This is a genomic window from Variovorax sp. GW821-FHT09D07 (assembly GCF_059416345.1).
In genome coordinates this window covers 1,321,490-1,344,868 of sequence record NZ_JBWKOY010000001.1, presented here as the reverse complement: position 1 = coordinate 1,344,868, position 23,379 = coordinate 1,321,490, and the positions used below count along the sequence as shown (strand labels likewise).

The 23,379-nt window shown below is 70.0% G+C and carries 20 protein-coding genes; 7 read left to right on the top strand and 13 right to left on the bottom strand.

Annotated elements, in window-relative coordinates; genetic code table 11:
• The first annotated feature begins 51 nt into the window (after positions 1 to 51).
• The gene (locus AC07OX_RS06130; RefSeq protein ID WP_495260248.1) at positions 52 to 813 is read left to right on the top strand and encodes a sulfite exporter TauE/SafE family protein; all 762 of its coding nucleotides are present in this window, start codon (positions 52 to 54) and stop codon (positions 811 to 813) included.
• 12 nt (positions 814 to 825) lie between these two features.
• Here the strand turns inward: AC07OX_RS06130 and AC07OX_RS06125 are convergent, their stop codons facing one another.
• From AC07OX_RS06125 to AC07OX_RS06100, 6 genes are all read right to left on the bottom strand, one after another.
• A complete protein-coding gene (locus AC07OX_RS06125) occupies positions 826 to 1,317 on the bottom strand; it encodes an NUDIX domain-containing protein (protein WP_495260247.1) in 492 nt (163 codons plus the stop codon).
• Between the two features lie 13 nt (positions 1,318 to 1,330).
• Positions 1,331 to 1,780, bottom strand: coding sequence for a GatB/YqeY domain-containing protein (locus tag AC07OX_RS06120; RefSeq protein ID WP_062476513.1), 450 nt, complete (start codon positions 1,778 to 1,780; stop codon positions 1,331 to 1,333).
• A gap of 111 nt (positions 1,781 to 1,891) precedes the next feature.
• Positions 1,892 to 2,104: a 30S ribosomal protein S21 gene (gene rpsU / locus AC07OX_RS06115; RefSeq protein ID WP_007833691.1), complete on the bottom strand. Its 213-nt coding sequence runs from the start codon at positions 2,102 to 2,104 to the stop codon at positions 1,892 to 1,894.
• Positions 2,105 to 2,214: 110 nt separating this feature from the next.
• Positions 2,215 to 3,429: a BaiN/RdsA family NAD(P)/FAD-dependent oxidoreductase gene (locus AC07OX_RS06110; RefSeq protein WP_495260246.1), complete on the bottom strand. Its 1,215-nt coding sequence runs from the start codon at positions 3,427 to 3,429 to the stop codon at positions 2,215 to 2,217.
• Entirely contained in the window at positions 3,426 to 4,211 is a 786-nt protein-coding gene (locus AC07OX_RS06105) for a YaeF family permuted papain-like enzyme (protein WP_159276073.1), read from the bottom strand. Before AC07OX_RS06105 ends, AC07OX_RS06110 begins: the two co-directional genes overlap by 4 nt.
• Positions 4,212 to 4,213: 2 nt before the next feature.
• The gene (locus AC07OX_RS06100; protein WP_070063138.1) at positions 4,214 to 5,338 is read right to left on the bottom strand and encodes a sterol desaturase family protein; all 1,125 of its coding nucleotides are present in this window, start codon (positions 5,336 to 5,338) and stop codon (positions 4,214 to 4,216) included.
• An 81-nt stretch (positions 5,339 to 5,419) separates the two neighbouring features.
• Here AC07OX_RS06100 and AC07OX_RS06095 point away from each other — a divergent pair, with 81 nt between their 5' ends.
• The 5 genes from AC07OX_RS06095 (at position 5,420) to AC07OX_RS06075 (ending at position 12,071) form a co-directional block, all read left to right on the top strand.
• The gene (locus tag AC07OX_RS06095; RefSeq protein ID WP_495260245.1) at positions 5,420 to 5,806 is read left to right on the top strand and encodes a hypothetical protein; all 387 of its coding nucleotides are present in this window, start codon (positions 5,420 to 5,422) and stop codon (positions 5,804 to 5,806) included.
• Between the two features lie 76 nt (positions 5,807 to 5,882).
• Positions 5,883 to 7,115 (top strand): TolC family protein, encoded by a 1,233-nt coding sequence (locus AC07OX_RS06090; RefSeq protein WP_495260244.1) that lies wholly within the window; start codon positions 5,883 to 5,885, stop codon positions 7,113 to 7,115.
• Positions 7,112 to 8,578 carry an efflux RND transporter periplasmic adaptor subunit gene (locus AC07OX_RS06085; protein ID WP_495260243.1) on the top strand — a complete coding sequence of 489 codons (1,467 nt, stop codon included), beginning with the start codon at positions 7,112 to 7,114 and terminating at the stop codon, positions 8,576 to 8,578. The genes AC07OX_RS06090 and AC07OX_RS06085 overlap by 4 nt, the downstream gene beginning before the upstream one ends.
• On the top strand, positions 8,575 to 11,742 hold the full coding sequence (locus AC07OX_RS06080; protein ID WP_495260242.1) for an efflux RND transporter permease subunit: 3,168 nt from the start codon (positions 8,575 to 8,577) through the stop codon (positions 11,740 to 11,742). The genes AC07OX_RS06085 and AC07OX_RS06080 overlap by 4 nt, the downstream gene beginning before the upstream one ends.
• Positions 11,739 to 12,071: a copper-binding protein gene (locus tag AC07OX_RS06075; RefSeq protein WP_495260241.1), complete on the top strand. Its 333-nt coding sequence runs from the start codon at positions 11,739 to 11,741 to the stop codon at positions 12,069 to 12,071. The genes AC07OX_RS06080 and AC07OX_RS06075 overlap by 4 nt, the downstream gene beginning before the upstream one ends.
• Here AC07OX_RS06075 and cobA read toward each other — a convergent pair.
• From cobA to nirB, 6 genes are read right to left on the bottom strand one after another with little or no spacing between them, the layout of a single operon-like run.
• Positions 12,068 to 12,874 carry a uroporphyrinogen-III C-methyltransferase gene (gene cobA / locus AC07OX_RS06070; protein ID WP_354344942.1) on the bottom strand — a complete coding sequence of 269 codons (807 nt, stop codon included), beginning with the start codon at positions 12,872 to 12,874 and terminating at the stop codon, positions 12,068 to 12,070. The two genes, AC07OX_RS06075 and cobA, sit on opposite strands and share 4 nt — an antisense overlap.
• Entirely contained in the window at positions 12,871 to 13,776 is a 906-nt protein-coding gene (ybiB, locus tag AC07OX_RS06065; RefSeq protein ID WP_495260240.1) for a DNA-binding protein YbiB, read from the bottom strand. Before ybiB ends, cobA begins: the two co-directional genes overlap by 4 nt.
• Positions 13,777 to 13,823: 47 nt before the next feature.
• A complete protein-coding gene (locus tag AC07OX_RS06060) occupies positions 13,824 to 16,625 on the bottom strand; it encodes a nitrate reductase (protein WP_495260239.1) in 2,802 nt (933 codons plus the stop codon).
• Between the two features lie 7 nt (positions 16,626 to 16,632).
• Positions 16,633 to 17,037: a nitrite reductase small subunit NirD gene (nirD, locus tag AC07OX_RS06055; protein ID WP_062475470.1), complete on the bottom strand. Its 405-nt coding sequence runs from the start codon at positions 17,035 to 17,037 to the stop codon at positions 16,633 to 16,635.
• Positions 17,038 to 17,071: 34 nt separating this feature from the next.
• Complete coding sequence (locus AC07OX_RS06050) at positions 17,072 to 17,860, bottom strand: type IV pili methyl-accepting chemotaxis transducer N-terminal domain-containing protein (protein ID WP_495260238.1); 789 nt, start codon at positions 17,858 to 17,860, stop codon at positions 17,072 to 17,074.
• Positions 17,861 to 17,873: 13 nt separating this feature from the next.
• Positions 17,874 to 20,306 (bottom strand): nitrite reductase large subunit NirB, encoded by a 2,433-nt coding sequence (gene nirB, locus AC07OX_RS06045; RefSeq protein ID WP_495260237.1) that lies wholly within the window; start codon positions 20,304 to 20,306, stop codon positions 17,874 to 17,876.
• 64 nt (positions 20,307 to 20,370) lie between these two features.
• On the opposite strand from nirB, the gene AC07OX_RS06040 reads away from it, so the two are divergent.
• Positions 20,371 to 22,089: a bifunctional protein-serine/threonine kinase/phosphatase gene (locus AC07OX_RS06040; RefSeq protein WP_493193862.1), complete on the top strand. Its 1,719-nt coding sequence runs from the start codon at positions 20,371 to 20,373 to the stop codon at positions 22,087 to 22,089.
• Positions 22,090 to 22,109: 20 nt separating this feature from the next.
• Here the strand turns inward: AC07OX_RS06040 and AC07OX_RS06035 are convergent, their stop codons facing one another.
• Positions 22,110 to 23,375 (bottom strand): MFS transporter, encoded by a 1,266-nt coding sequence (locus tag AC07OX_RS06035; RefSeq protein WP_495260236.1) that lies wholly within the window; start codon positions 23,373 to 23,375, stop codon positions 22,110 to 22,112.
• Between the last annotated feature and the right edge of the window lie 4 nt (positions 23,376 to 23,379).

Genomic DNA, 23,379 nt, shown 5'->3' with positions numbered 1-23,379 from the left:
GCGCGAAAGCCGCATTTCCAGTGAAGGCGCCGGTCGGCAGACTTCGCGGCGATGACGATTTCCAACGATGCAATGGGCCTGTGGGCAGCGGCCGCCGCGGTCTTCCTGCTGGCCGGCCTGATCAAGGGCGTGATCGGCCTCGGGCTGCCGACCGTGGCGATGGCGCTGCTCGCGCTGTGGATGTCGCCCGCTCAGGCGGCGGCGCTGCTGATCGTGCCGTCGCTGGTCACCAACCTCTGGCAGACCGGGCCGCGCGCCAGCGTCGGCGCCGTGTTCCGCCGCATCGGTCGCATGCAGGCCGGTGTCGTGGTGGGCACGCTCGCTGGGGCGTGGTGGCTGGGCGTACCGGCCGGGGCCTGGGCCTCGCTGGCGCTCGGCGTGGCACTGGTGATCTATGCGCTGTGGGGGCTGACGGGGCGGCAGCTGCACGTGAGCGACGCGCAGGCGCGCTGGCTCGGTCCCGTGGTGGGCGCTGCGACGGGACTGGTGACGTCCGTGACCGGCGTGTTCGCGGTGCCGGCCGTGCCGTACCTGCAGGCCCTGGGTTTCCAGCGCGATGCGCTGATCCAGGCCATGGGCATCTCGTTCACCACCTCGACCGTGGTGCTGGCCCTGGGGCTGGCGGCCAACGGAAGCTACCCGGCGGCGGTGCTGGGCGGGTCGCTGGCGATGCTGGTGCCGGCGGTCGGCGGCATGGTGCTGGGCACCTGGTTGCGGCAGCGGCTGCCGGTGGCCGTGTTCCGGCGCTGCTTCCTGATCGGGCTGGCGCTGTTGGGGGCGTACATGGCGCTGCGCGCCGTCATGTCCGCCTGATCCCGTGATCGGTCAGCTGGCGGCCAGCAGGGCCGCGCGCACGCGCTCGATGGTCTGGCGGTAGGGCAGGGCGAAGTCCTCGATGGCTGCGTCGGCCTCGAGCCAGTAGAACGAGAACACCAGGCCTTCTTCTTCGGGGCTGCCCGTGGCCATGTGCTCGAAGGTCTCGGGCAGGGCGCGGTGGTCGCGCATCAGGAAGATGTGCCAGCGCTGCGGGTGGCGGTGCGTGTTGCCTTCGACGCCGGCTTCGCATTCGCGCTCCAGCGTGCCCAGCGATTCGAGCCGGCCGGCGAACACCAGGCCCGACTCTTCGAGCAGCTCGCGCCGCACGGCCGCCTCGGGCGACTCGCCGGGCTCGATGGTGCCCTTGGGCAGCTGCATGTTGCCGTCCTCGGGATGACGGAACACCAGCAGCCGGCCCTGCGCATCGACCAGGCAGGCGCAGGCCTTCGGGATCGTCGCGACGGGGGCGGCGCCGAGCGGGCTGCTGCTGCTGTTCTTCATGGCGGTGGCCGCCTCAGGCGCCCGTGAGGGCGGCCTTGACCGCGGCGCTGACCTGGCCCATGTCGGCCTTGCCGGCCAGGCGCGTCTTGACCACGCCCATCACCTTGCCCATGTCGCCAGGGCCCGAGGCGCCCAGTTCGGCCACGATGGCCTTCACCGCGGCGGCCGTTTCGTCGGCGCTCATGCGCTGGGGCAGGTAGACCTCGAGCACCTTGATCTCGGCGGCTTCCTTGTCGGCCAGGTCGGCGCGCCCACCCGTGGTGAACGCGGCGATCGAGTCCTTGCGCTGCTTGACCATCTTGTCGACGATGGCCACGACCATGGCGTCGTCGAGTTCCACGCGCTCGTCGACTTCCTTCTGCTTCATGGCGGCGAGCAGCAGGCGGATGGTGGCCAGGCGCTCCGAGTCCTTGGCGCGCATCGCCGTCTTCATGTCTTCGGTGATTTGTTCTTTGAGAGTCATTCTTCGCAACCTTTCGGAAAAAACAAAAGCCGCGGCAGGTTTCCCTGGCGCGGCTGGTGCAACGGGGCGCTGGCGGGGACTTTCGTCGGGGCCAGCCACCCTGGGCGTTGCTTAGTACAGCTTCTTGGGGAGCTGCATGCTGCGCACGCGCTTGTAGTGGCGCTTGACCGCAGCTGCCTTCTTGCGCTTGCGCTCGGCCGTCGGCTTCTCGTAGAACTCGCGGGCGCGCAGGTCGGTCAGCAGGCCGAGCTTTTCGATGGTGCGCTTGAAGCGGCGCAGGGCGACGTCGAAGGGCTCGTTTTCTTTAACGCGGATGGTGGTCATTGATGAATCGTTGAAATGGATTTGGCCGGGGGAGATCGAGGCCCCAAGCCGGGGTTCCTCAACTGAAAACTTTTTGCGGCCGTTGAGGGAAGGCCAGAGTTAGCCCGCGATTATAGCGCGGTTGCGCACGCATGTGCGCTCGCCCACGCCCATTGGAAGTTGTATCCGCCCAACCAGCCGGTCACGTCGACCACTTCCCCGATGAAATACAGGCCCGGCTGCTTCGATTCCATGGTTTGCGACGACAGATCGCGGGTGTCGACGCCGCCCGCCGTCACCTCGGCCTTCTTGTAGCCTTCGGTGCCGTTGGGGGTGATCTGCCAGCGGGCGATGCGCTCGGACAGTGCCGCCAGCGCCTTGTCGGTGGCCTCGTTGACCGGGCGCTGCAGGGCCGGGTCTTCGCCGACCCAGGCGTCGGCCAGGCGCGAGGGCACCAGCGCGGCCAGCTCGTTGGCGATGCGTTTCTTCGAGCGCCGCTTGGCGTCGGACAGCGACTCGGCCACGTCCGTGCCGGGCGCGAAGTCGAGCGTCAGCGGGGCGCCGGGCTTCCAGTAGCTCGAGATCTGCAGCACCGCCGGGCCCGACAGGCCGCGGTGGGTGAACAGCAGGTCTTCCAGGAAGGCCATCTTGTCCTTCTTGCCGCCGGTCTCGATGCGCACCGGCAGTGCCAGCCCGGCCAGGCCGGCATAGGGCGCCCAGGCGTCGCCGCCGAAGGTCAGCGGCACCAGCGCCGGGCGGGGCGTGACCAGGCGCAGGCCGAACTGCTCGGCGAGCCGGTAGCCGAAGTCGCTCGCACCAATCTGGGGAATCGACAAGCCGCCGGTGGCCACCACGAGCTTGGGCGCGTCGATCGGGCCGCGCGTGCTACTGATTTGGTAGCGCCCGTCGACAAAGGCGATGTCGCCGAGCTTGCACGGCTGCCAGCGCTCGACGCTGCCGGCGGCGCACTCGGCCAGCAGCATGTCGACGATCTGCTGCGAGGAGCCGTCGCAGAACAGCTGGCCCTTGTGCTTCTCGTGGTACGCGATGCCGTGGCGCTGCACCATGTCGATGAACTGCTGCGGCGCGTAGCGCGAGAGCGCCGAGCGGCAGAAATTCGGGTTGTCGCCGACGAAATGGCGCTGCGGGGCGCGCACGTCGAGGTCGCGGTTGGTGAAGTTGGCGCGGCCGCCGCCCGAGATGCGGATCTTTTCGCCGACCTTCTCGCTGTGGTCGACCAGCAGCACACGCAGGCCGCGCTGGCCCGCCAGTGCGGCGCACAAGAGACCGGCGGCGCCGGCACCGACGACAACGACGTCAAAGGAAGAAGAGGGGGAAGAGCTCAAGCGGGTCCGTCCGCCGCCAGCACCGGCGGCGGGTTGTATTTGAGGTGGCCCACGTAGCGCAACGGCTGAGTGGCGGCGATCGAGGGCACATCGCCCTCGCGCATGTGGAGCAGGTCGGCCGGACTCACCCAGCGCGGGTCGGCGTCGGTGATCGGCACGCCGGCCTGGCGGTAGGCCTCCAGCACGAACTGGGAGCAGAAGAACTGGTCGTTGCGACTGGCGCCCAGCTGCACCGTGGCCAGGCCGCTGATGCAGTACGCGCTCACGGCCGACGGAATCAGCGGCAGCTCGCACAGCCGGCGGTTCAGCACGAAGGGGGCGTTCAGCAGCACGCCGGCGGTGTTGTAGCGGGTGCCGACCTGCGAATGCGCCCACTCGCGCATCTTCTCGACGTCGGCCTCGACGAGGCCCGGCACGCGAAAGGCGACGACCATCTGCTCTTCGTCGACCACCTCGGCCAGCGGCCGTGCGCGCACGCCGGTGCCCACGGCCTCGGCGATCTGGCCGTCGCCCAGGTAGAGCACGGCATGGCTCACCGGCGAGAAAGTGCCCAGGCGGATGCCGAACGAGTTCACCGTGGCGATCGAGGTCAGCAGGATGTCGCCGGGCGCCAGCACCTCGGCGCCGATCAGCTCGCCGCCGTTGCCGGGGGCGATCACCGAGCTCTGCACGCGCAGGCGCAGGCCGGAGGTTTCGGAAGGCATCTCGATGCGCGTGGCGCAGGCCGAGAGCAAGAGCGGCAGCGCCGCGGCGAGCGCAACCGCGCGAAGAAGGGAGGCCATGGTCATCCCTTCCACACGAACGGGAACTTCAGCTGCTTGAAGAAGCCGTTGGGCACGTAGTCGCCCAGCACGCCGTACTTCTCGGGCCAGAGCTTGGTGCTCTTCACGGCGGTGCCGAAGAGGTAGTCGAGGAAGGCGTAGTGCGCCGCGTAGTTCTTGTCGAGTGCCTCGATGTCCTGGCTGTGGTGCCAGTGGTGGAAGTTGGGCGTCACGATCAGGTAGCGCAGCGGGCCCAGGCGCACGCTCACGTTGCAGTGGTTGAACACCGCCTGGAAGCCGACCACGACGATGTAGGCGTCGATCACGTCCTTGCTGAAGCCCAGCACGTAGATGGGTGCGAGCACCAGCGTGCGCGTGATCAGCAGCTCCAGGATGTGCTGGCGCGAGCCCGCCATCCAGTCCATGCTCTTCACGCTGTGGTGCACCGCGTGCAGGCGCCACAGCACCGGCACCTCGTGGTACGCGCGGTGCGTCCAGTACTGCACGAGGTCGGCCACCAGGATGATCAGCAGGATGCCGGCCCAGAACGGCAGGTTGCTCACCCAGCCGCGGATGCCGTCGTTGGCGGCCCAGCCGAAGAGCTTGTGCACCATGAGGTTGGTGGCCAGCAGCACGAAGCCCACGATCATGTGGTTCACCACGAAGTGATGAAAGTCGGTCTGCCACTCTTCGCGGAACACCGGCTGGTCCTTGCGCAGCGCAAAGAGCTTCTCGATGAAGATGAAGATCAGCGACGAGCCCAGCAGGTCGAGGATGAACCAATCGAGCCCGATGTAAGGCGTGTGGTCCGCGAAGTCGTGCACCGGCACCTTGTGCCCGCCCAGCAGCGCCGACACCGCCACCAGCAGGAACGCGGCCGACGAGAGCCAGCGCGAGCGGTTGAAGATGATGTTGACCAGCGAGAGCCCGCCGGCAATGACCAGCGCGGTGAGCAGGATGACGCGCATCACGTCGACGTTGTAGCTCTTGCGCAGCTCGGGCGTCGTCAGGTACTGCGGAAAGTGGAAGGCCAGCACGCCCAGAAAGCACAGGGCGGCGAGGCTGAAGGCGATGGTGCCTGTGACCAGCCCGCGCCCGCGGCGCAGCTCGCCGTGGCTTTCGGTGAATTCGTTGAGTTTGTCGAGCATCCCTGCCTCTTCCTTCTTGTTCGTTGGGCCGGGCGGGATTTTAGGCGGCGCCCGGACGGCGGCGCTACACTGCGCCTCCTCATGGCCCGCCGCTCCCTTCGTCGCTGCACGACCGCGATTTTCGTGGTCCTGTCGCTGCTGTTCTCGCAGCTGGCGCTGGCAGGCTATGTCTGCCCCGGCGCGTCGGACAGCCCGGGCTCGATGGCCGACATGATGGCGTCGGGCGAGCCCTGCGAAGGCATGGACATGGCCCAGCCGGTGCTGTGCTTCCAGCACGCCGCCGACCTGTCGCTGTCCTTCGAGCCGGTGAAGCTGACCACGCCCTCGCTGCCGGCCATCGTGCAGCTCGTGGTGATGCCGCTGGTGCTGGTGTCGGAAGGCCATGTCCTTCCGACGCAGGCCGTGCCGGAGCGGCAGCATCCACCGCCCGATCCCGTTTTTCTCGCCACGCGCCGACTGCGCGTCTGACATCTCCGTCGACTGACCGGTGCTGGTGCGGCGCGTCCGCCCGCCAGCGATTCGCTCGTTCGTTTGCGGAGTTTTCATGTTCATTTCCTTTTCGCGCGCGGCCGCATGGGCTGCCGCGCTACTGCCGTACCTGGCGACGGCGGCCCCCCTGTCCCTGGAGGACGCGCTTCAGCGGGCGACGCAGCGCTCCGAAGCCACCCGCGCCGCCCGTGCCGGCGTCGCCAGCGCCACGGCGGCGGCCTCCGCGGCCCCGCAGCTTCCCGACCCCACGCTGCGCATCGGCGTCGACAACCTGCCCGCGACGGGCGCGGATCGTTTCCACACCACGCGCGACTCGATGACGATGAAGCGCATCGGCCTCAGCCAGGAATGGCTGTCCGCCGACAAGCGCGCCGCGCGGCAGGCCGCCGCCGAGGCGTCGGTCGGCCTGGAGGCGGTGCGGGTGCAGGCCGCCGTGGCCGACACCCGCCGGCAGGCCGCGCTCGCCTACGTGGACGCCTTCTACGCCGGCGAGAGCATCAAGCTCGCGCGGCGCATGGAACACCACGCGCACGAAGAACTGGAGGCCTCGCGCGCACGCCTGTCGTCGGCCGCGGGAAACAGCCAGGACGTGCTGGCGCTGGCCGGCGCCAGAGGCATCGCGGAAGGCGAGACGGCCGACCTCCTGCAGCAGCAGGAAGCTGCCAGCGTCGCCTTCCAGCGCTGGGTCGGCGTGCCGCCCGACGAACTGCGGCCTCCGGGCACCATCGCCGTGCCCTCCGAAGCGGCCTACGTGGCCGCGCACCCCACGGTCGCGGCCCTGCAGCGCGATGTCGACGTGGCCAGGCAGACGGCGGCCGTCACCGCCTCCAACCGCAAGCCGAACTGGACCTGGGAGCTCGCCTACGGGCAGCGCACCGGCTACGCCGACATGGTGTCGGTGGGTCTGAGCATTCCCCTGCCCATCGCACCCGGCGAGCGGCAGGACCGGGACACCGCCGCCAAGCTCGCGTTGGTCGAGAAGGCCGAGGCCGACCTGGCCGAAGCCACCCGGGCCGCGACCGCCGAGTACCAGGCGCTGCGCAGCGATGCGCAACGCCTGCAGCAACGCATCGACCGCTACCGCTCGGGCGTGGTCGTTCCGGCCGGCCAGAGAACGGCGGCCGCGACCGCGGCCTACCGCTCCAACCAGGGCAGCCTCGTCACGCTGTTCGAGGCGCGGCATGCCGAAGTCGAAGCGCAGCGCAAGCTGCTGACGCTGCAGCGCGACCTGGCCAGAACCCATGTCCAACTGGCCTTCCGGCCGCTCACCACCGAGGGGGCCCCATGAACCGCACACGCACGATCGGCGCTTCGCTGCTGGCCGCCCTGTTGCTCGCCGCAGGCGCCTTCTACCTGGGGCGCACGACCGCCCCGTCCACCCCGGACGGCCGCAAGGTCCTCTACTGGCACGACCCCATGGTGCCGGGTCCGCGCTTCGACAAGCCCGGCAAGTCGCCCTTCATGGACATGCAGCTGGTGCCCATGTACGCCGACAGCACCACCGGCACGGGCAGTGCAGGCGGCGTGCAGGTGAGCCCCACGGTCCAGCAGAACCTCGGCATCCGGTATGCCGGCGTGCGGCGCGCGGAAACCGCCGCGTCCTTCGATGCGGTCGGTGCCGTGCAGTTCGACGAGCGGCTCAATGTCGTCGTGCAGACGCGCGTGGCGGGCTACGTCGAGCGCCTGTCGGTCCGTGCGCCGATGGAGCGCGTGCGCAAGGGGCAGGCGTTGGCGACGGTCTTCGCGCCTGAATGGCTGGGCCCGCAGAACGAGTTGCTGGCCCTCAAGCGATCGGGCGTTTCCGCCGACCTCGTCGCCGCGGCGCGTGATCGCATGCGGGCCCTGTCCATCCCCGCCGAGCTCATCCGCCGCAGCGAGGAGACCGGCACGGCGCAGGCGCGCTACGTGCTCACCGCGCCGTCCGACGGCGTGGTGGCCGAGCTGGGCGTGCGCGAAGGCGTCGCGGTCACGCCCGGCATGACGCTGTTCCGCATCGCGGGCCTGGAGAAGGTCTGGGCGGTGGCCGAGATTCCGGAAGCGCAGGCCGTGCGGCTCGCGCGCGGCCAGAAGGTCAGGGCAGTCCTCCAGGCCGATGCCGCCCAGTCGTTCGACGGCACGCTCGACGAGATCCTGCCCGAGGTCAACGCAGCCACCCGCACCCTGAAGGCCCGCTTCGAGGTCGACAACCGGCGCGGCACGCTCACGCCCGGCCTGCTGCTGCGCCTGCAGGTGACGGGGCCCGCCAGCACCCGGCTGGTCGTGCCGTCCGAAGCCGTCATCCGCACCGGCAAGCGCGCGGTCGTCATCGTGCGCAAGACCGACGGCGCGTTCGAGCCGCGCGACGTGTCGACTGGCGCGGACCTGGGCGACGACACCGAGATCGTCTCGGGCCTGAATGAAGGCGAGCAGGTGGTGGCCAGCGGCCAGTTCCTCATCGACTCGGAAGCCCGACTGCGCTCGGTGCTGGGCAGCATGGCATCGCCTGCCGTCACGGCCGCCACGCCGGCCGCCGTGCTGCACCTGGCCGAAGGCAAGGTCGAAAGCGTGGCGCCCGACGGCCTCACGATCTCGCACGGCCCCGTCGCGACGCTCAAGTGGCCATCGATGACGATGGGCTTTGCGAAGGCATCGCCCGAGGCGTTCCCGGACATTCAGCCCGGCGACCTGGTCCGCTTCGAGTTCAAGGAAGGCGGCCCCACGGGCTACGAGCTGGTCTCCGTGCAGCGCATGCCACAGGGTGCCAAGCGATGATCGCCGCCGTCATCCGCTGGTCGATCGGCAACCGCTTCCTGGTGCTGATCGCGACCCTGTTCCTGGTGGCCGCCGGGTGGTGGTCGGTGGCGCGCACGCCGCTCGATGCGCTGCCCGACCTGTCGGACACGCAGGTCATCATCCGCACGCCTTTCCCCGGCAAGGCGCCCCAGGTGGTCGAAGACCTCGTCACCTACCCGCTGACCACCACCATGCTCAGCGTGCCCGGTGCGAAGACGGTGCGTGGCTACTCGTTCTTCGGTGATTCGTTCGTCTACGTGCTGTTCGACGACAAGACCGATCCGTACTGGGCGCGCTCGCGCGTGGTGGAGTACCTGAACCAGGTGCAGGGCAGGCTGCCCGCGGGCGCGAACGCCTCGCTGGGCCCCGATGCCACGGGCGTGGGCTGGGTCTACGAGTACGCGCTGGTCGACCGCACGGGCACGCGCGACATCGGGCAGCTGCGCGCGCTGAACGACTGGTTCCTCAAGTTCGAACTGAAGACCGTGCCCGACGTGGCCGAGGTCGCCAGCATCGGCGGCATGGTGCGCCAGTACCAGGTGGTGCTCGACCCCGACCGCATGCGCGCGCTGGGCATCACGCAGCAGGCGGTCGTGGCGGCGCTGCAGAAGGCCAACCAGGCCTCGGGCGGCTCGGTCGTCGAACTCGCCGAGGCCGAATACATGGTGCGTTCGCGCGGCTACCTGCGTTCGCTGGACGACTTCCGCACCATCCCGTTGGCCGTGACGGGCGCCACGCCGGTGCTGCTGCGCGACGTGGCGACGGTGCAGATCGGCCCCGAGATGCGCCGCGGCATCGCCGAACTCGACGGCGAGGGCGAAGTGGCGGGCGGCGTGATCGTCATGCGCTCGGGCAAGAACGCGCGCTCGACCATCGAGGCCGTCAAGGCCAGGCTCGATGCGCTCAAGCCTGGCCTGCCGCCGGGCGTCGAGATCGTGCCGACCTACGACCGCTCGCTGCTGATCGACCGCGCCGTCGACAACCTGCGCGGCAAGCTGATCGAGGAGTTCATCGTGGTGGCGCTGGTCTGCGCGGTCTTCCTGTTCCACCTGCGCTCGGCGCTTGTGGCGGTGGTGGCCTTGCCGATCGGCGTGCTGGCGGCCTTCATCGTGATGCACTGGCAGGGCGTCAACGCCAACATCATGTCGCTGGGCGGCATCGCGATCGCGATCGGGGCGATGGTGGACGGCGCCATCGTGATGGTCGAGAACGTGCACAAGCACATCGAGGCCTTCGAGACGGCGCAGGGCCGGCAGCCGACGGTGGTCGAGCGATGGAGGCTGGTGGCTGACGCGTCGGTGGAGGTCGGGCCGGCGTTGTTCTTCTCGCTGCTGGTGATCACGCTGTCCTTCGTGCCCGTGTTCTCGCTCGAGGCGCAGGAGGGGCGGCTGTTCTCGCCGCTGGCCTTCACCAAGACCTACGCCATGGCTGCTGCGGCAGGCCTGTCGGTGACGCTGATTCCGGTGCTCATGGGCTACCTGGTGCGCGGGCGCATTCCGCACGAAGGCGCCAATCCCGTGAACCGCTTCCTGATGGCCGTGTACCGGCCCGCGCTGGAGCTGGTGCTGCGCTTTCCCAAAGGGACGCTGGCCGTTGCCGCGGTGCTGCTGGCGCTGACCGTGGTGCCGCTGATGCGCCTGGGCGGCGAGTTCATGCCGCCGCTGGACGAGGGCGACCTGCTCTACATGCCGTCGGCGCTGCCGGGGCTGTCGGTGTCGAAGGCCGCCGAGCTGCTGCAGCAGACCGACCGCCTCATCAAGACCGTGCCCGAGGTCGCGCGCGTGTTCGGCAAGGCCGGCCGCGCGGACACCGCGACCGACCCCGCGCCGCTCGAGATGTTCGAGACCACCATTCAGTTCAAGCCGAAGGATCAATGGCGCGTCGGCATGACACCCGACAGGCTGGTCGAGGAGCTGGACCGCGCCGTCAAGGTGCCGGGCCTGACCAACGTGTGGGTGCCGCCCATCCGCAACCGCATCGACATGCTGGCCACGGGCATCAAGAGCCCGGTCGGCATCAAGGTGGCGGGGGCGGACCTGGCCACCATCGATGCGCTCACCACGCAGATCGAGGCGGCGGTGAAGGGCGTGCCCGGCGTGTCGTCGGCGCTGGCGGAGCGGCTCACCGGCGGGCGCTACATCGACGTCGATGTCGACCGGCTCGCCGCCGCGCGCTACGGCCTCTCGGTGGCCGATGTGCAGGCCGTGGTGTCCACGGCCATCGGCGGCGAGAACGTGGGCGAAGTCATCCAGGGCCGCGAGCGCTATCCGATCAACGTGCGTTATCCGCGCGAGATCCGCGATTCGCTGGAACGGCTGCGGCAGCTGCCCTTCGTGACCGACAAGGGCGCGCAGCTGCTGCTCAGCGACGTCGCGCGCATCACCATCGAAGACGGCCCGCCGATGCTGCGCAGCGAGAACGCGCGGCTGTCGGGCTGGGTCTACGTCGACGTGCGCGGGCGCGACCTGCGCTCCGCCGTCCACGACATGCAGGCCGCCGTCGATCAGGCCGTGAAGATGCCCGCGGGCTATGCGGTGTCATGGTCCGGCCAGTTCGAGTACCTGGCGCGCGCGACCGAGCGGCTGAAGCTGGTCGTTCCGGCCACGCTGGCGGTGATCTTCGTGCTGCTGTACCTGCTGTTCCGCTCGTTCGCCGATGCGGCCCTCGTGATGGCGGCCGTGCCGTTCTCGCTCGTCGGCGGCTTCTGGCTCATCTGGGCGCTGGGCCATTCGATCTCGGTCGCCACGGCGGTCGGTTTCATCGCGCTGGCCGGTGTGGCGGCCGAGTTCGGGGTGGTGATGCTGGTCTATCTGAAGAACGCGCTGGCACGGCGCCTCGACGCCGGCGAGCCGATGAACGACGAGACGCTCCTGGCTGCGATCCGCGAAGGCGCCGTGCTGCGCGTGCGGCCCAAGGCCATGACCGTGGCCGTCGTGATGGCCGGCCTGCTGCCCATCCTGTGGGGCAGCGGCACCGGCTCGGAGGTGATGACCCGCATTGCCGCGCCCATGGTGGGCGGCATGGTCACCGCACCGCTGCTGAGCATGCTGGTCGTGCCCGCGGCCTGGTATCTGCTGCGCCGCCGCGCCCCTTTGTCGTCAGCTGTTTCCAACCCCTCATCTCATCAAGGAGCCACTTCATGAACGTTTTCCATCCCCTTGCCTTCGCACTGATCGCTGGCCTGGCCGGTGCCGCGCAGGCCCAGGCGCCGAAGAGCGAGCCACCGCCCGCGAAGGCGTCCGCGCCGGGCATGCTGACCGATGCCGTGGTCCAGAAGATCGATCCGGCCCGCGGCCTGATCGTGTTGAAGCACGGCGACATCCCCAACCTGGCGATGCCGCCGATGACGATGGGTTTCGATGTGGCCGAGAAGCAGATGCTTGAACAGGTCAAGCCCGGCGACAAGGTCCGGTTTCATGTCGAGGTGGTGAAGGGCAAGCCGACCGTCACGCACCTTGAAGCTGCGCGCTAGGTCCCGAACCGGCCGGCGTCGCCCGGCTGCAGCGCGGCTGCAGCCAGCCCCTGCAGCACGTCGCCCACCACGATCACCGCCGGGCTGGCCAGCCCGGCGTCGGCGATGCGGGCCTGCAGGCCCTGCAGCGTGGTCACGAGGTGGCGCTGGTGCGGCAGGCTCGCGTGCTGCACCACGGCCACGGGCGTGTCGCCCGGCAGGCCGTGCAGCAGCTCGCGCTCGATGTGGCTGGCGCCCGAGACGCCCATGTAGATCACGAGCGTCAGGCGTGCGTTGTGCGCGGTGGCGGCCAGCGCGCGCCAGTCGGTCGGGTCTTCGGCCGCGCCGGCGCCGGTCTTGGCGTGGCCGGTGACGAAGACCACGCCCTGCGCATGGTCGCGGTGGGTGAGCGGGACGCCCAGCGAGGTCACGGCGGCCAGGCCGGCGGTGATGCCGTTGACCACCGCGCATTCGATGCCGGCCTCGCGCAGGTGTTCCACCTCTTCGCCGCCGCGCCCGAAGATGAACGGGTCGCCGCCCTTGAGGCGCACCACGGTTTCGCCTTCGCGCACGGCGGTGATCATGAGCCGCTCGATGAAGGCCTGCGGCGTGCTCTTGCAGCCGCCGCGCTTGCCCACGTGCACGATGCGCGCGCCGGGGCGGGCGTAGGCCTGGAGCACGGCGTCGTTCACGAGGTCGTCGACCAGCAGCACCGTGGCGGCCTGGATCGCCTTGACGGCCTTGACGGTCAGCAGTTCGGGGTCGCCGGGGCCGGCGCCCACCAGCGTGCAGCGGCCGGTGATGAGGGTGGAAGGGGTGTTCATGCGTGGGAGGCCAGTTCGGTGATGTGCCTGACTTGCGTCGCGATGGCTTCGGGCACGGGAAGCTCGCCGGCCAGCACGCGCCGCGTGTACTCGGCCGTGGTGGCGACGTCGATTTCTTTCGGCAGGCCGGGCACGTCGGCGGCGGTGCCGGCGGCCTGGGCCTGGAGTTCGCTGCGCACGCCGCGCACGAAGCCGTCGATCTGCGCGGTGCGGCGCGGGTCGGACACCACCTCGCCCTCGAGGCCGCGCGAGAGCAGGGCGGTCATGCCCGTGAGCTCGAAGGTCTCGCCCATCGTGCGGGCGTATTCGGGGTGCGTGTAGCTGGCCACCACCACGCAGGGGCCGGTGGTCGGGCGCATGAGCTTGACCACGCTGTGGCCGGGGTTGCGCAGGCCCACCACGCGGCGCACGTCGAGCAGGCGCTTGAGCGCGGGGTTCAGCAGCTCGGTCGGGGCAAAGCCCACCTGGCCGGCGGCCAAGGGGGTGAGCGTGGTCATCGGGGGCATGTCCAAAGCTGAAAGCACGTTCGATGCCAGTACGCGCGAGGTTTCGCTTGCGCTGCCGTGCACCAGCACCGCCAGGCCTTCGCGCGCCAGCAGCAGCGCCAGCAGCGGCGTGAGCACCGGCAGCTTGCGCGCGCCGTTGTAGCTGGGCAGCACGATCAGAGGGCCGCTGCGGGTCGTCACGGGGTTCAGGCGCGCATGCGTGGCGTCGAGAAAGCCGGCCATCTCCTCGGGCGTCTCGCCCTTGATGCGCATGGCCAGGCAGAAGCCGCCGATCTCCAGGTCGGTGACCGTGCCGTCCAGCACCTGGCCGAACAGGTCGCGGGCCTGCTCGCGCGTGAGCGGACGGGCGCCCCGCGCGCCGCGGCCGATTTCCTTGATGTAGTGGCTGATTCCCATGGGTAGGCGGATTGTCCCGCAACGCTTATGCCGGAATGTGAGTCGGCTTATGCCCCCACGGCCAGTGCTTCGGCCGGGGTGGCCCGCACCATGCGCTTGAGCTCCGGCACGCACGACCCGCAGTTGGTGCCGCACTTCAGCGCCCCCTGCAGCGCCGCCAGCCGCTCGTCGGGGCTGCCGGTGCAGCGCAGCAGCTCGGCCTCGATGGCGCGGTCGGTCACGTTGAAGCAGGCGCACACCGGCTTGCCGCGCGACTGCACGGCCACCGGCGCGCGGGCGCCCGGCGACAGCAGCAGGCGGCCGTAGCTCTGGGCCGGCAGTTCCTCGCGCAGCAGGGTGGCGATCCAGGCTTCGGCGCTGGTGTCGCCGCCCAGCAGGAAGGCCTCGAGTCCGGCGCTGCCGTCGGCGCGGCGCACCAGCCGCGCGGCGCGGCGCTGGCCGCGGCGGTGGTCGGCGTAGCGCAGGGTGTCGGCGGTCTGCAGGCCCAGCAGGGCTTCGATTTTTTCGACCAACGCGGCGTCGGGCGCGTCGTGCGCGGCGGCGCGAAAGAGGACGCCGCTGCGTTCTGCTTCGCCGGGCGCGTTGCCCGCGAACGGCACGCAGGTGGCGAAGGGGAACAGCGCCATCAGCGGCTGCAGTGCGCGCTGCGCCGTGAGCGCGTCGCCGGCGGGCAGCCAGGCCATCGCCAGCAGCGACCACGGCAGCTCGGCCTTGAGGATCTTCACGGGCGTGTGCTTGAGCTCGGGCTGCTTCGAGGTGGGGCAGTAGGCCGGCGTGGTGAGCGCGTTGATGCCCGCCAGCCGCACGCCGGTCGACGAGCAGCCGCTCAGGTACTCCTCGCCCCAGTGCATGGCGACGAAGGCCTGGCTCATACCGATCTCGGCGCTGGCGCGCGCCGGCAGCAGGATCGAGCCGCGCTTCGATGTGAGGTGCACCAGGTCGCCCTCGGCGATCTGGCGGCGCGCCATGTCCTGCGCGTTCATCTGCACCACGGGCTCGGCCACGTGGCCGAACAGCTTGCCGACCGTGCCGGTGCGGCTCATGCCGTGCCACTGGTCACGCAGCCGGCCGGTGTTCAGCGAGAAGGGAAAGCGCGCCTCGCGCGCCTCGGCCACGGGCTTGTAGGGCGTGTCGACAAAGCGCGCGCGGCCGTCGGGCGTGGGGAACACGCCGTCTTCGTACAGGCGCACGCGGCCGGCGCGCTCGCCTTCCTTCAGCGGCCATTGCTGCGGGCCGACGTTCTCGAGCATCGCGTAGCTCAGGCCGGTGATGTCCAGGTCGCGTCCGCGCGTGGATTCGCGGTGCTCGTTCCAGACCGACTCGGCGCTCTCGTACGGGAACAGCGTGAAGGTGCGGCCCAGCTGCGCTTCGAGGCGGCGCGCGAAGGCCACGCCGATCGACCAGTCGTTGCGCGCCTCGCCGGGCGCCGGCACGGCCGGGCGCACGCGCGAGATGCGGCGCTCGCTGTTGGTCACGGTGCCTTCCTTCTCGCCCCAGGTGGTGGCGGGCAGCAGCAGGTCGGCGAAGGCGCAGGTGGCGGTGGTGGCGAAGGCTTCCTGCACCACGACGAACTCGGCGCGTTCGAGCGCGCGGCGCACCGTGGCCTGGTCGGGCATCGATTGCGCGGGGTTGGTGCAGGCGATCCACAGGGCGCGGATCTCGCCGTCGGCCGCGGCCTGGAACATCTCCACGGCGGTCTTGCCCGGCTTCTCGGGCACCGAGGGCACGCCCCACAGCGCGGCCACTTCGGCGCGGTGCTCGGGGTTGGCCAGGTCGCGGTGCGCGCTCAGCAGGTTGGCCAGGCCGCCCACCTCGCGCCCGCCCATCGCATTGGGCTGGCCCGTGAGCGAGAACGGGCCCGCGCCGGGCTTGCCGATCTGGCCCGTGGCCAGGTGCAGGTTGATGAGCGCGGCGTTCTTCGCCGTGCCGCTGGACGACTGGTTCAGGCCCTGGCAGTACAGGCTCAGCGTGGCGGGCGAGGTGGCGAACATCCGCGCCGCCGCGAGCAGGTCGTCCTTCGGAATGCCGCACACCTGCGCCACGGTGTCGGGCGTGCAGTCGCGCACCGTGGCCTTCAGTGCGTCGAAACCGTTGGTGCGGGCCGCGATGTAGGCGGTGTCGGTCCAGCCTTCCCACAGCATCAGGTGCAGCATGCCGTGGAACAGCATCACGTCGGTGCCGGGCTGGATCGGCAGGAACAGGTCGGCGATCTCGACCGTGTCGGTGCGGCGCGGGTCGGCCACGACGATCTTCAGCGCCGGGTTCGCGGCCTTCGCGTCCTCGATGCGGCGAAAAAGAATCGGGTGCGCCCACGCCGTGTTGCTGCCCACGATGAACAGGCACTCGGCGTGCTTCAGGTCGTCGTAGCAGGCCGGCGGCGCGTCGGCGCCCAGCGTCTGCTTGTAGCCGGCCACCGCGCTGCTCATGCACAGGCGCGAGTTGGTGTCGATGTTGTTGGTGCCGACCAGGCCCTTGGCGAGCTTGTTGAAGACGTAGTAGTCCTCGGTCAGCAGCTGGCCCGACACGTAGAAGCCGACCGCGTCGGGACCGTGGTCGCGCACCACCTGCGCGAACTTGCCGGCGGCGAGGTCGAGCGCGTGGTCCCACGTCACGGGCGCGGGCGCCTCCTTGCGCGCGAGGCGCTGCAGGGGCTGCAGCAGCCGCGTCTGGCGCGTGACGGTCGCGCTGGCCGTGAGGTGCAAGGTCGAGCCCTTGGTGCACAGGCGGCCGAAGTTCGCCGGATGGTCGGGGTCGCCGCGCACGCCGGTGATCTGGTCGCCCTGCGATTCGATGATGACGCCGCAGCCGACGCCGCAGTACGGGCAGGTGGAGCGCGTCTCCTGGGTCATGCGGGCCTCAACCTTCTTCCGGGGACAGGACCGTCACGGCGGCCAGGCGCTGCGGCCCGGCGACCGGGCGCTCCAGGTCGAGCGCGTGCGTGGCCAGTTCGCCGGCGTCCAGGTGCACCACGCCGTCTTCGAGCTTCACCGCGAACTTCGGCGTGCAGCCTTCGTCGGGCGAGCGGGCGCAGCCGTCGTCCAGGCCGATGGCCCAGTTGTGCAGCGGGCAGGCCACGCTGGTGCCGAACACGATGCCCTGGCTCAGCGGACCGCCCTTGTGCGGGCAGCGGTCGAGCAGTGCGAAGACCTGGTCCTCGGCGTTGCGGAACACGGCCACGTCCAGGCCGGCGGGCCGCATCACGCGGCGGGCACCGAGCACGGGGATGTCGTCGAGGCGGCAGATGGCTTTCCAATCGCTCATGGTGGGGCTCTCTTGTCTTGTGTTCGGGCGCGGGTCAGGTCTTGATCTCGGCGTACAGGCCGGTCACGCGGTCCATGATCGCGAGCAGGTTCTCGCTGCTCACGAACACGTCGGACATCAGCGCGGGCGAGGCGCCCGCACCGTCCAGGCGCTGCAGGCCGCGGTTGAAGAACATCCATTGCGCGTCGGCCAGCACCAGCTCCTGGCGGATCTGCGCGGTGGCCTCGGGCGCGTTGCGCAGCAGCTCGAGCGCGGCGAGGAATTCGGTGCGCGCCTTGGCGATCTCGGCGGTGCTGCCGGCCGGGTCGATCTGCATCGCCGCGGCCAGGTAGCACTTGGCCATGCGCTGCGACAGCATGCGCTGGCGCCCCGCGATGTTGACCAGCCGCCCGACCGGCTTGCCCGAGGCGGCCTCGTACTGCGCCGTGCCCTGGTGGGCCAGCGCGAGCACGGCGGCGTCGAGCGCCACGACCCGCGCGGCGGCCTCCCGGCCGGGCGCCGCATCGGCCAGCTCGGTGCGGAACGCGCGCCAGGCGCCGTCCAGGCCGTCGTAGGTGGCGCGCAGTGCGGGCGTCGGCGCAAAGGCCTTGAGCTCGCCGAGCTGGCGCTCGAACAGCGCCACCGAGCGGTCGAGCACCTGCTGCGCGCTGCGCGGTTCCACCTTCTGCACCAGCGCCAGGTAGGCCTTGCTCGCGCGCTGCGACAGCATGCGCTGGCGGCCGGCCTTGTTGATGGCGTCGTTGAGGTCGGCCACCTGCGCACGGGCACCCACCGGGGCGAGCGCAGCGAGGGCGGAAGAAGCGATGAAGAGTCGTCGTTTCAAGCGGTCGCTCCGATCACACGCTCAGCGGCGCAAACTGCCGCACATCCACCGAGGCTTGCGCCGATTCGAACCACGGGTCGGGCTCGCCGTCGAGCGCGAACTGCAGCCGCTCCCACAGTGCCTTGCGGCCCTCGGCGTCTTCGAGGATCTTCTTCTTCACGTAGTCCAGCCCGACGCGGCCGATGTAGTGCACCGTGCGCTCCAGGTACCAGCCTTCCTCGCGGTACAGCTGCAGGAAGGCGCCGGCGTGTTCCATCACTTCCCCGGCGGTCTTCACCTTCACGAGGAACTGCGCCACCTCGGTCTTGATGCCGCCGTTGCCGCCCACGTAGAGCTCCCAGCCAGAATCAACGCCGATCACGCCCACGTCCTTGATGCCGGCCTCCGCGCAGTTGCGCGGGCAGCCCGACACGGCCAGCTTGACCTTGTGCGGCGAGTACATGGCCCACAGCGCGCGCTCCAGGTCCTTGCCCATCTGGGTGCTGTCCTGCGTGCCGAAGCGGCACCACTCGCTGCCCACGCAGGTCTTCACCGTGCGCAGCGACTTGGCGTACGCAAAGCCGCTGGGCATGCCGATGTCCTTCCACACGCCCTCCAGGTCTTCCTTCTTCACGCCCAGCAGGTCGATGCGCTGGCCGCCCGTGACCTTGACGGTCGGGATCTTGTACTTGTCGGCCGCGTCGGCAATGCGGCGCAGTTCGTCGGGCGTGGTGTGGCCGCCCCACATGCGCGGAATGACGGAGTAGGTGCCGTCCTTCTGGATGTTGGCGTGGCTGCGCTCGTTGATGAAGCGGCTCTGCGGATCGTCCTTCGCCTCTTTGGGCCAGGTGCTGATGAGGTAGTAGTTGACGGCCGGGCGGCAGGTGGCGCAGCCGTTGGGCGTGCGCCAGCCCATGCCGCGGTAGACCGCGTCGTGCGTGAGCCAGTGCTCCTTGCGGATCGCGTCGCGCACGTCCTGGTGGCTCATGTCGGTGCAGCCGCAGATCGCCTTCTTCTTGGGCGTGGCCGAGTAGTCGCCGCCGGCCGTGAACATCAGGATCTGCTCGACCAGCCCGGTGCACGAGCCGCAGCTGGCGCTGGCCTTGGTGTGCTTCTTCACCTCGTCGAGCGTGAACAGGCCCTTCTCCTTGATGGCCTTGCAGATGGTGCCCTTGTTCACGCCGTTGCAGCCGCACACCTCGGCGTCGTCGGGCATGTTTGCGGCCTTGCTGTGGCCCTCGTGGCCGGTGTCGCCGATGTTCGATTCGCCGAACATCAGCTTGTCGCGGATGTCGTGCACGCTGCGCCCGTCGCGCAGCAGCTTGAAGTACCAGCTGCCATCCACCGTGTCGCCGTACAGGCAGGCGCCGATCAGCTTGTCGTCTTTCAGCACCAGCTTCTTGTAGACGCCACCGAAGGGGTCGCTCATCACGATCTCCTCGGTGCCTTCGCCGCCCATGAACTCGCCGGCGCTGAACAGGTCGATGCCCGTGACCTTGAGCTTGGTGGACGTGAGCGAGCCGAGGTAGCGGCCGATGCCGAACTGCGCCAAGTGGTTGGCCGCGACCTTGGCCTGCTCGAACAGCGGCGCGACCAGGCCGTAGGCGATGCCGCGGTGCGCCGCGCATTCGCCCACCGAGTAGATGCGAGCGTCGGTCACGGTCTGCATCGTGTCGGTCACGACGATGCCGCGGTTGCAGTGCAGGCGCATCTTCTCGGCCAGCTCGACGTTGGGGCGGATGCCCACGGCCATCACCACGAGGTCGGCCGCGACTTCGGTGCCGTCCTTGAAGCGGATCGCCTTCACGCGGCCGTCGTCGCCCCCGACCAGGTCCTGCGTTTGCGCGCCCATGAGGAATTTCAGGCCCCGGTCTTCGAGCGACTTCTGCAGCAGCTTGCCCGCCACGTCGTCCAGCTGGCGCTCCATGAGCCAGGGCATCACGTGCACCACCGTCACGGTCATGCCGCGCAGCATCAGGCCGTTGGCGGCTTCCAGGCCGAGCAGGCCGCCGCCGATGACCACCGCGTTCTTGTGCGTGCGCGCGGTCTCGATCATGTAGTCGGTGTCGGCGATGTCGCGGTAGGCGATCACGCCCTTCAGGTCCTTGCCGGGCACGGGCAGCATGAAGGGGTTGGAGCCGGTGCACATCAGCAGGCGGTCGTAGGGCGCCTCGGTGCCATCTTCCGCGCGCACGATGCGGTTCACGCGGTCGACCTCGACCACCTTCTTGCCGGCGTGCAGCGCGATGTGGTTGTCGCTGTACCACTCCCAGCTGTTGAGCACGATCTCGTCCACCGTCTGCTCGCCCGCGAGCACGGGCGACAGCAGGATGCGGTTGTAGTTGGGGTGCGGCTCGGCGCCGAAGACGGTGATGTCGTACAGGTCGGGCGCGATCTTCAGCAGCTCTTCGAGCGTGCGCACGCCGGCCATGCCGTTGCCGACCATCACGAGTTTCATTTTCTTCATGGGGCGGGACCTTTCAGGGAAATCAACCGAACGACGGCCCGCGGCGCGCGGTCAGAATCGCGCCATGAGCTTTGAAGTGGACATCGGCTACAGCAGCCAGCGCGGGCCGCGCGACGCGAACGAGGACTTCGCCGGCACGGTGCATGCGCCGGCCGGCGACGAGGCACGCGGGCTCATCGCGGCGATTGCCGACGGGGTCTCCAGCGGCGGACGCGGCCGCGAGGCGGCGCAGACCACGGTGATGGGTTTGCTGGCCGACTACTTCGCCACGCCCGCGACCTGGGAGCCGACCGCCGCGCTCGACCGCCTGATCGGCGCGCAGAACGGCTGGCTGGCCGATCACAACCGCCGGCGCCAGGGAAAACAGGAGGGCGCGGGCACGGCGCTCACCACGCTCACCGCGCTGGTGCTGCACGGCCAGAGCTACACGCTGGCCCACGTGGGCGACACGCGCGCCTGGCGCGTGCGCGCCGACGGCGAGCCCGCGCAGCTGCTCACGCAGGACCACGCCTTCGACCACCCCGACATGCGCAGCCGGCTCACGCGCGCCATCGGCCTGGACGACCAGGTGCGCGTCGACTACCTGCAGGGCGACGTGCGCGTGGGCGACTGCTTCGTGCTCAGCACCGACGGCGTGCACGGCGTGCTCAAGCCGCAGCAGGTGGCCGCGCTCGCGCTGCAGGGCGACGCCGAGGCAGCAAGCGAAGCGCTGGTGCAGGCGGCGCTGGACGCCGGCACGCGCGACAACGCGACCGCGCTGGTGATCCGCGTCGTGGGGCTCGATGCGCGCCAGCTCGACGACGAACTCGGCGACGGCCGACGCCTGGCGCCGCCGCCGTGGCTCAAGGTGGGCGACGCGCTCGACGGCTATGTCGTCACCGGCCTGGTGGCCGACACCGGCGTGCACCTGCTGTACCAGGCGCGCCATCCGGTCACGCGCGAGCTGGTCGCGCTCAAGACCCTGCATCCCTCGCGCGCCGGCGACCCGCAGGAGCGCGCGATGCTGGCGCACGAGGCCTGGCTGGGGCAGCGCGTGGGGCAGGGCGGCGGCTTCGTGCGCGTGCACGAGCGCGCGCCGGACGCCAGCGCGCTGTACATCGTGTTCGACTGGCACGGCGGGCGCACGCTCGAGCAGATGCGCAAGGACGGCACGCGCGGCACTGTGGCCGAGGTGGTCGCCGCGGCCATCGAGGTGAGCCGCGCACTCGGGCGGCTGCACCGCCACGGCGTGGTCCACCGCGACATCAAGCCCGGCAACCTGCACCGGGGCGACGACGGGCGCTGGCGCATCCTCGACCTGGGCGTGGCGATCTCGGGCCGCGAGGGCGCGGCGCAGCGCGAGCTCCACGCGGGCACGCCGAGCTACATCAACCCCGAGCAGTGGGAAGAGGGCGGCGTGGCCGATGCGGGCAGCGACTTGTTCGCGCTCGGCGCCACGCTCTACCAGTGGCTCGGCGGGCACCTGCCCTACGGCGAGATCGAGCCCTACCAGGTGGCGCGCTACCGGCGCGACCCGGTCGCGCTCTCGCGCCTGCGGCCCGACGTGCCCGTGTGGCTCGACCACCTCGTGCGCAAGGCCGTGGCCCGCGATCCGCGCGAACGCTTCGAGACCGCCGAGGAGATGCTGCTCGCGCTGGAGCGCGGCGCCTCGCGCCCCGTCAACGCGCCCGCCGCCACGCCGCTGATCCGCCGCGATCCGCTCGCGCTGTACCAGCTCGCGCTCGGCGTGTCGGTGCTGTTCAACGTGCTGCTCATCGTGTGGCTGCTTTTCCTGCCACGTTGAGCGGGGGTGGGCGACATGGCTCATGAACGGGCGGCCTTGCGAACGGGCGAGGGCTTCGCAGCGGAATGGGCCGGCGTGACGCGCGCGCGTCCGCCTTTTTCGGCCCAGGTGCGCGTCCAGCGGATCTGCATCACGCGCATCACGCCCAGCATCGCCAGCGAGAGCGCACCGAAGAACACGAAGCCCCAGGCATAGCTGCCCAGGTACTGCTTCGACAGGCCCATGGCGTTGGGCACCAGGCCGCCGCCGAGGGCGCCGATCTCGCCGATCATCGAGCCGGCCACCGCCGTGCTCGTGGGCCAGCGCAGCGGCACCAGCTGGAACAGCGCGCCGTTGCCCGCGCCCAGCGCCGCGAAGCAGACGATCAGCAGCAGCGTGGTGAGCGCCAGCGAGCCCGACGAGAAACCCACCAGCACGAGGCCCACGGCCACCACCAGCAGCACCACCGTGAGCGTGTTCACGCCGCCCCAGCGGTCGGACAGCCAGCCGCCCACGATGCGCACCGCCGCGCCCATGAAGGCCGCGAGCATGGTGAGCTGGCCGGCCTGCACCTTGCTCACGCCGAACTGGTCGTAGTAGTACGAGGGCAGGAAGGTCGTGAGGCCGATGAAGCCGCCGAAGGTCACGCCGTAGATCAGGCTGAAGACCCAGCCGTCTTTCTCGAACAGGCAGGCGATGTGGGCGCGGAAGCTGCCGTGCGGGTCCACGTCCGGCGGCTCCTTGGCGAAGAACACCATCACGACCATCGGGATGAGGATCGCGACGGCGGCCACGCCGTACACCGCCTGCCAGCCCAGCCAGTTGGCCAGCGGCGGCGCCACCAGCACCGACACGGCCGTGCCCACGTTGCCCGCGCCCACCAGGCCCATGGCCAGGCCCTTGTGCTGCGGCGGGAACCAGCCCGAGCCCAGCGACAGCGCCACGCCGAAGCTCGCGCCGGCGATGCCCAGCAGCACGCCCATCGCGAGCAGGTCGTTGAAGCTCTTCACGAAGAAGAAGCCGAACAGCATCGCCACGGCGATGAGGCCCATCTCGACCAGCGTGGCCTTCTTGCGGCCGATGTACTGCGACAGCAGGCCCAGCGGAAAGCGCATGAGCGCGCCCGCGATGATCGGCACCGACAGCATCAGGCCCTTCTGTGCGGGCGAGAGGTTGAAGGTCTCGCCGATGAAGGGCGCCATGGCGCCGTTGAGCACCCAGATGCAGCAGGAGAACGAGAAGTACAGGAAGGCCGCGAACAGGGTCGGACTGTGGCCTGACTGCAAGAAATTCCTGAAACCGGACATGGTG